Annotated in this window: 7 protein-coding genes; 2 read left to right on the top strand and 5 right to left on the bottom strand. The window is 39.6% G+C overall.

The genetic code is table 11. The features are described 5' to 3' along the window. The first annotated feature begins 180 nt into the window (after positions 1–180). Positions 181–492, top strand: coding sequence for an ankyrin repeat domain-containing protein (locus tag AC056_RS18295; protein WP_039250150.1), 312 nt, complete (start codon positions 181–183; stop codon positions 490–492). A 46-nt stretch (positions 493–538) separates the two neighbouring features. Here the strand turns inward: AC056_RS18295 and AC056_RS18290 are convergent, their stop codons facing one another. The 5 genes from AC056_RS18290 to ribF form a co-directional block, all read right to left on the bottom strand. Further along, the gene (locus AC056_RS18290) at positions 539–1,081 is read right to left on the bottom strand and encodes an NADPH-dependent FMN reductase (protein WP_077164411.1); all 543 of its coding nucleotides are present in this window, start codon (positions 1,079–1,081) and stop codon (positions 539–541) included. Between the two features lie 132 nt (positions 1,082–1,213). Beyond that, a complete protein-coding gene (locus tag AC056_RS18285; protein WP_004884037.1) occupies positions 1,214–1,696 on the bottom strand; it encodes an FKBP-type peptidyl-prolyl cis-trans isomerase in 483 nt (160 codons plus the stop codon). 1 nt (position 1,697) lies between these two features. Beyond that, positions 1,698–2,228, bottom strand: coding sequence for a signal peptidase II (gene lspA / locus AC056_RS18280; protein WP_001133879.1), 531 nt, complete (start codon positions 2,226–2,228; stop codon positions 1,698–1,700). After that, on the bottom strand, positions 2,221–5,058 hold the full coding sequence (gene ileS / locus AC056_RS18275; RefSeq protein WP_077164410.1) for an isoleucine--tRNA ligase: 2,838 nt from the start codon (positions 5,056–5,058) through the stop codon (positions 2,221–2,223). Before ileS ends, lspA begins: the two co-directional genes overlap by 8 nt. Before the next feature lie 61 nt (positions 5,059–5,119). Next, positions 5,120–6,121, bottom strand: a complete 1,002-nt coding sequence (gene ribF, locus AC056_RS18270; protein ID WP_032011757.1) for a bifunctional riboflavin kinase/FAD synthetase — start codon at positions 6,119–6,121, stop codon at positions 5,120–5,122. A 208-nt stretch (positions 6,122–6,329) separates the two neighbouring features. On the opposite strand from ribF, the gene AC056_RS18265 reads away from it, so the two are divergent. Further along, entirely contained in the window at positions 6,330–7,463 is a 1,134-nt protein-coding gene (locus tag AC056_RS18265; protein ID WP_077164409.1) for a TDT family transporter, read from the top strand. The last annotated feature ends 65 nt before the right edge of the window (positions 7,464–7,528 follow it).

The raw sequence follows: 7,528 nt of genomic DNA, 5'->3' as shown, positions 1-7,528 counted from the left end.
CCCATGTGAGAGTAAGTCATCGCCAGCTCATTATTCCAAACACCCCGGTCTCGAAAGAAATCGGGGTGTTTTTTTATCGCTAAAATTAAAATAAAGATAAAAACAACTCTAAAAGAACATTTGTACAGGTGCTCTGTTTCAGAGATATAATGAAGAAGCTTTTTATTTTGGCATGATCTCGTGAAATTTAATTCTTTCTCTCAATTACCTGAAGATAATGAAGAACTTTCTCTTCCAGAGTTGATCTATTGGGCATCTTTAGGTGATCTAGAGCAAGTAAAACAATTATTAATAGAGGGAGAGGATCCTAATCAGATAGATGAGGAAGGTTATAGTGCTCTACAAGCAGCGGCTGAAAATGACCATTTAGAGATAGTGAAGCTCTTGGTAGGAAAAGGTGCGCAAGTTGCTTATAAAAGTGAATACACAGCACTACAGCTTGCAGAAATGGCAGGTAATACTGATGTAGTGGAGTATTTAAAGAGTTTATAAAATTAAAAAGGCCTCTTGTGTTTGGAAAAGAGGCTTTTTATTCAATTTAAGACAAATGATATCTTTGTAGCTTTTCAACAATTGATTGAAGACCTTTTACTTCAAATTCATTGGCTTCAAACTTTTCATCTTTATTGCGTTTAAAGATATCTCGTATTTCTATTACAGCATTGGGGTCAACAATACTTAAACTTGAGGTGACTTGGCGTATTTGGCTAATAGAGCGAGAGCCATTTGTGGAGCCATAGCCAATAAATGCGGCTGGTTTACCGCTCCATTCTTTACCTACATAGTCGAGTGCATTTTTCAAAGCTGGACTGTAACCGTGGTTGTATTCTGGGCTAATAAAGATAAATGCATCAGCTTGGGCAATTTTATCTGCCCATTCTTGTTGTTTAGGTTGATCATAAATTCCGGTAGCGGGTGGGTGAGAGCCTGAAAACAGAGGTAAATCCCATTCTTTTAAATCGACCACTTTGGTTTGGAAATCATTTAGACCTAATGTTGGAATTGTTGATTCTACCCAATTGGCAATTTTAATTGCTGTACGTCCTTCACGAACACTTCCCACGACAATATAGACCAGCATATATTTTTCCTAAGGATTTTTATCTTTATAACTTAATTCATTACATAGGACGTGAGAATATAGAATTTGTAAGGATTATTATGTCATGCATAAAGATTAAATAATAAAAAAGCCCTCAATCGAGGGCTTTTTTTACATCAACTTAATGCCTTGCTGGCCAGCTGGAGTTACTTTGAATATCTCTACTTCAAAAGTAATATTTTTGCCTGCTAAAGGATGGTTGAAATCAATTTCAGTAATATCATCATTCACTGATTTCACGACACCAAATAAAGTTGCTTTTGCTTTATCTTCAAACTCGATCATGTGACCAGGAATAGGTCGTTGTTCGAATTTAACCGTATCAAAAGTTTGTATATTTTCTGGATTCCAAGGACCAAAAGCATCTTCTGGTGGAAGATGTACTGTACGTCGGTCACCTGCACGTAAGCCGAATAAGGCTTTCTCAAAACCTGGTAACAAGTTACCGTCACCAATAGTCAAGCTAACAGGTTCTTCACGGCTACGTGTATTGTCAATTTCTACGCCATTTTCAAGAGCAACAGAAAAGTGTAGGTCAACTTTAGAACCGTCAGTAATACGAATTTCTTCATTAGGTTGAATAATTTCGGTCATATTATGCATCCGAATTTTTAGGTCTTTGCTTCTCAAGGAAGAATGTATCGATGAGTAGCAAAATGGTACCTAGAGTAATGGCACTGTCCGCAATATTAAAAGCTGGAAAGTGATGATTTTGGTAATAAACATGTATGAAATCGACCACATAACCTAAAGTAATACGGTCAATTAAATTACCAAGTGCTCCACCTAAAATTAAAGCGATAGCTACAGGTAGCACCACCATTTTTTTAGGCATACGTAGCAACCAAAATACAAAAAGTATTGAAACTAAGCCTGCCAAAGATGTGAAGAAATAGCGTTGCCATCCTCCAGCATCAGATAAAAAGCTAAAGGCTGCACCATAGTTATGTAATAGTGTCCAGTTTAAAAATGGAAGCACAGGTACAGGATCTGCATAGTTCAGATGTGTACTTGCGATCCACTTTGTCCATTGATCCAACACAATGGCAAGGACAGAAAGTCCAAGCCAAATGAGGTTGTGTGGATAAAACTGGAATAAGCCTTTTTTAGCTTGTGAATTAGGCATATTTTCTCACTTCGCCACGACCAGTGACGTTCACAATACAACGACCACATAAACCAGGATGATCGGCGTGTGTATTTACATCAGGAAGGACGTGCCAGCAACGTGCACATTTTTCACCTTCAGCTGCAGATACTTGTACACGTAAGCCTTCCATTTCAGTTGCTTCACCTTGTTCAGCAAATGGATGTACTACTACTTGCGAAGTAATAAGAACAAAACGGAGTTCATCAGCCAATTGGTTTAAAACTGTTTGTAATGATTCATTTGCCCAAAGTTCAACTTTGGCTGAAAGATTACTGCCGACAAGTTTAGCGTTACGAGCTGCTTCAATCTGTTTATTTACTGCAGATTTTACGCTAATCAATGTTTGCCAGTCTGCTTCAGAAAGTAAGTTTGCTTTTGATGAAATAGGTAGGTCATACCATTCAGCTGTAAATACATACTTCTCAGTTTGTTCTGGAATAAGTGGCCAAGCTTCTTGAGCTGTGAAGCTTAGAATTGGGCTCATCCAGCGAACAAATGCTTGTACGATATGATAAAGCGCTGTTTGTGCAGAACGACGCGCTTGTGAGTCAGCCTTAGTGGTGTATTGACGGTCTTTGATGATGTCTAGATAGAAACCACCTAAGTCATTAATACAGAAGCTTGTTAATGCACTACACACGACATGGAAGTTCATTTCTTCATATGCAGTGATAATAGTTTGTTGTACTTCATTCGCACGTTGCAAGATGTATTGATCAAGAGCGATAAGATCATCTACTGCTAAAGCATCTGTACTTGGTTTGAAACCATTTAAGTTTGCAAGCAAGAAGCGTAGCGTATTACGAATACGACGGTAGCTATCACTTACACGGCTAAAGATTTCTTTTGATGCTGCGATTTCATAGCGATAGTCGCTAGACGCTACATATAAACGTAAACCGTCAGCACCAAGTTGTTTGATGATTTCTTCAAGCGGAATATAGTTGCCTAAAGATTTCGACAATTTACGGCCATTTTCATCCACTGTGAAACCATGTGTTAACAAGGCTTTGTATGGCGCGCGGTTATGAATTGCCATAGACGTTAATAAAGAAGATTGGAACCAGCCACGGTGTTGGTCTGAACCTTCTAAATATAAGTCAGCAGGGCTTTCTAATTCTTCACGTTGCTCAAGTACAGCGTAATGCGTTGTACCAGAGTCAAACCATACATCTAGCGTATCGCGAACCGCATTGTACTGTTCAGCATCTTCACCAATGAAGTCTTTTGCATCACGGTTAAACCATGCATCGATACCTTCTTGTTCGATAAGTTTTGCAACTTCTTCGATGAGTTCAGGCGTACGAGGGTGCAATTCATTTGTATCTTTATGAACGAAGAAAGGAATTGGCACACCCCAAGTACGTTGACGTGAGATACACCAGTCTGGACGACCTTCAATCATTGATTCAATACGGTTTTTACCCCAGTTCGGTACAAACTCGATATCGTTTTCAATGGCGTTAAGCGCACCTTCACGTAAACCTTTTTGATCCATGCTGATAAACCATTGTGGTGTAGCACGGAAAATAATAGGAGTTTTATGACGCCAGCAGTGTGGGTAGCTGTGTTTAATAGGTTGATGAGCCCATAAGCGGCCTACAGCACCTAAAGCTTCAATAATCTTTGGATTGGCTTTATAGATGTGCTCACCAGCAAAGATTGGTGCGGTTGGTAAGTAAACACCGTTACCACCCACTGGGTTTTCAACTTTAAGGTTGTATTGAAGACCTACTTTATAGTCGTCTGCACCGTGGCCAGGAGCAGTGTGTACCGCACCTGTACCGCTTGTTGCGATAACGTGTTCACCTAAAATAACTGGAACTTGGCGATCGGTAAGTAAAGGGTGTTGTAAAGTAAGATTTTCAAGAGCTGAACCAGTAAAGTCAGCTAAGACAACCGGGTTTTCAAGCTTGTAACGCTCAATTGCAGAAGCAACTAGGTCTTTAGCAAGAATAAAGTTTTGTTTACCACGTTCAGTCGTTACTTGTACTAATTGATATTCAATTTCGGCATGCAATGCAACTGCTTGGTTCGCTGGCAATGTCCAAGGTGTAGTGGTCCAGATCACGATGTCTGTTGGGTCTTGAACATCTACATTTACACGAGCGCTTAAATCTTTTAAATCTACAACGCCAAAACCAACGTCAATTGCGTCAGATTTTTTATCTTCGTATTCAACTTCAGCTTCAGCAAGTGCTGAGCCACAGTCCATACACCAGTTCACTGGCTTTAAGCCCGGCTGGATATGACCATTTTTTTGGATCAAACCTAGAGCACGAACGATATCGGCTTCTTGTTTGTAGTTCATGGTGAGATAAGGATTATCCCAATCACCTAAAACACCAAGACGTTTAAAGTCAGCACGCTGTAAATCAATTTGTTTTAGCGCATATTCACGGCAGAGTTTACGGAAAGTCGCTGCGTCAACTTTTTCGCCTACTTTACCTACTTTTTCTTCAACTTTTAATTCGATTGGTAAGCCATGACAGTCCCAACCTGGAACATATGGCGCATCGAAACCTGCCAAAGTACGGCTTTTTACGATGACGTCTTTGAGTACTTTGTTAACCGCATGACCCAAGTGAATTGTACCGTTCGCATATGGAGGGCCATCATGCAAAATATATTTTTTCTTGCCAATACGCGATGCACGAATCTGCTGATAAATGTTGTCGGTATACCACTCTTCTAACCATTTCACTTCACGTACTGCCAAATTTGCTTTCATTGCAAATTCAGTATCCGGCAGGTTTAGCGTGGCTTTGTAGTCCACTGCATTTTCAGTAGTTTGCTTATCGCTCATGCAAGTTGTCTTCCAGTTTAATCAGCTTGGGAGCCGACATGTTTTACAATCAAAATTCGAATTAAAAAGGAAATTGTGTCGTGTCGTTACGATATTGTCGTAATTGTTGCACGTCATTATCAATTCCTGCCTTAAGTGCCTCAAGCGAAGGGTAGTTCAATTCACCATGAAGATAGTGAAGAAAAGTCACCCGCATAAATAAGCCATACAGATTAGCAGAAACATCAGGGAAATGTACTTCTAATCTCCACTCTGGATGTTCTTGCTGAATGGCTGGGCGAGTACCGACATGACCTGCACCATAAAGGCTATTTTCATGATATCCGGCAATTCCTGGCTTTTCAGGGTCATCCTGAAGCACTTTTTGAGTTAGCGAAGTTGTTTCGCAAATGACTTCAACGCCATAAATACCATTTAAACAAGGCTTATGGCGGTTGAGACGGACATTAATCGTTGGAAAATCTAAAGTTCGTCCAATTTGGTCGCCATATTGAACTCGTCCAGTAATACTGTACGGACGGCCTAATAATTTAGCTGCTAAAGCGAGATTACCCACTTGAAGCACTTGGCGAATACGAGTTGAACTGACGCGTTCACCTTCGAGTTCAATCGTATGTAAATTTGTGACTTGAAAGCCGTAATTTCTTAAAAATTCGCTGTTGCCTTGACGGTCTTTACCGAAATGAAAGTCATCTCCTAAAACCAAAGCCTGCGCATTTAATTTGTCTTTTAATAAATCTGCGAATTCTGATGCGCTCATGCTACGGAAATGCTGGTCAAATTTGGCAACCGCAATGTAATCCACCCCAAGTTCAGCGAGGTATTCAACTTTTTCTCGTAATGAATTAATACGAGGTGGGGCATCGTAGCCTTTAAAGAACTCAAGCGGTTGCGGCTCAAAAATCATGACCAATGTTTTTAAGCCTTGTGCTGCAGCAATTTTTTTGAGTTGAGCAATCATCGCTTGGTGACCTAAATGGACACCATCAAAATTACCAATAGTTACCGCTGTTTGCGGCAACTGGAAATTGGGCGATAACGCATTAAGACGAAGCAGTTTCATGAACTTAAAATATGGCTATTTTTGCAAGGGCTATATATTGCCATAATCTCACAGATTCGTCTTGTTGTTGTGTTTTTACTCAGGTATTTTTCAATATGAATATCTTTTATATCTAAAAAACTGATGAATTAAATAAAAATAAATCAATTTTTCTTATTATTAATTTATCCTACTATAGCTTCATCCACTCTTTGACTAGAGACTCAAGATGAAAAGACCCTTTTACCAATTAAATCAAAGTAAAGATGTTATACGGCATTTTACCCCAAATTGGTTTACAGCAACTATGGGTACTGGTGTGGTGAGTATGATTTTAATTCAGCTTCCATTTGCCAAATCATTTTTATTTATGCTGGCGACGCTGTTATGGCAATTTAATATTGTTCTATTTAGTGTTTTTTCAGGTCTTTATTTATTGCGGTGGTTTCTTTTCCCTCATGAAGCGAAGCAAGTATTTAATCATCCAAATATGAGTTTGTTTTTAGGCGCTATACCGATGGGGCTCGCAACCATATTAAATGGCTTTTTAAGCTTCGGTGTCGGGCTTTACGGTGAAGTGGCAGTTCATATCGCTCAAGCTTTATGGTACGTCGATATCTTTTTAGCACTCGCAATTGCGTGGATTGTGCCGTTTTGCATGTTTAGCCGTCAGAATCATCAGCTACATACCATGACTGCAATCTGGCTTTTACCTGTCGTTGCTTGTGAAGTAGCAGCAAGCTCTGCGGGCATGTTGGTTGCACACTTACCAGCAGATTTGCATAGCTTTCATTTATTGTTAGCGGGCTACGTACTTTGGGGAATTTCTGTTTTACCTGCATTCGCTATTTTGACGATTTTAATGCTGCGTATGGCTTTGCATCAGTTACCGGAAAAAGAAGTCGCAATTTCTAGCTGGTTATCTTTAGGTCCAATTGGAACAGGTGCGTTAGGTCTATTGTTGCTAGGTGAACAGTCAAAAAGAGTGGCGCCAAATGTAGGATTTGACCAGTTTGCCAATGTATTTCAAGCATTAGGCGTGGTGGGCAGTTTGGTACTGTTAGGCTTTGGGTTATGGTGGCTAGGTCTTGCGATCTTAACAACGCTTCGTCATGCAAAAACAGGTATTCCATTTAACTTGGGATGGTGGGGCTTAACCTTTCCACTTGGTGTGTTTATTTTGGCTTTATTTAATTTAGGGCATCAGGTTGAAGTTGTATTTTTACAGTATGTTGCGGTGGCACTCAGTGTTTTATTATTAGTGATGTGGAGCGTTGTAATGAAGAAAACCTTAGCCGGAGCCTATAGTGGGCAACTGTTCTTCTCTCCATGTTTAATCGCCTTACAACAAAAAATGCAGTAATAGTGAAAAGGTGCAAAAAAGCTTTTGCACCTGATTTATACTTATTTTCTAATTTATTTAATTTT

Origin of the sequence: Acinetobacter genomosp. 33YU (genome assembly GCF_001990725.1) — a bacterium.
Taxonomy (GTDB): domain Bacteria; phylum Pseudomonadota; class Gammaproteobacteria; order Pseudomonadales; family Moraxellaceae; genus Acinetobacter; species Acinetobacter seifertii.
Note: the sequence above shows the minus strand (reverse complement) of the source record. Positions and strands in the feature narration are given on the sequence as shown.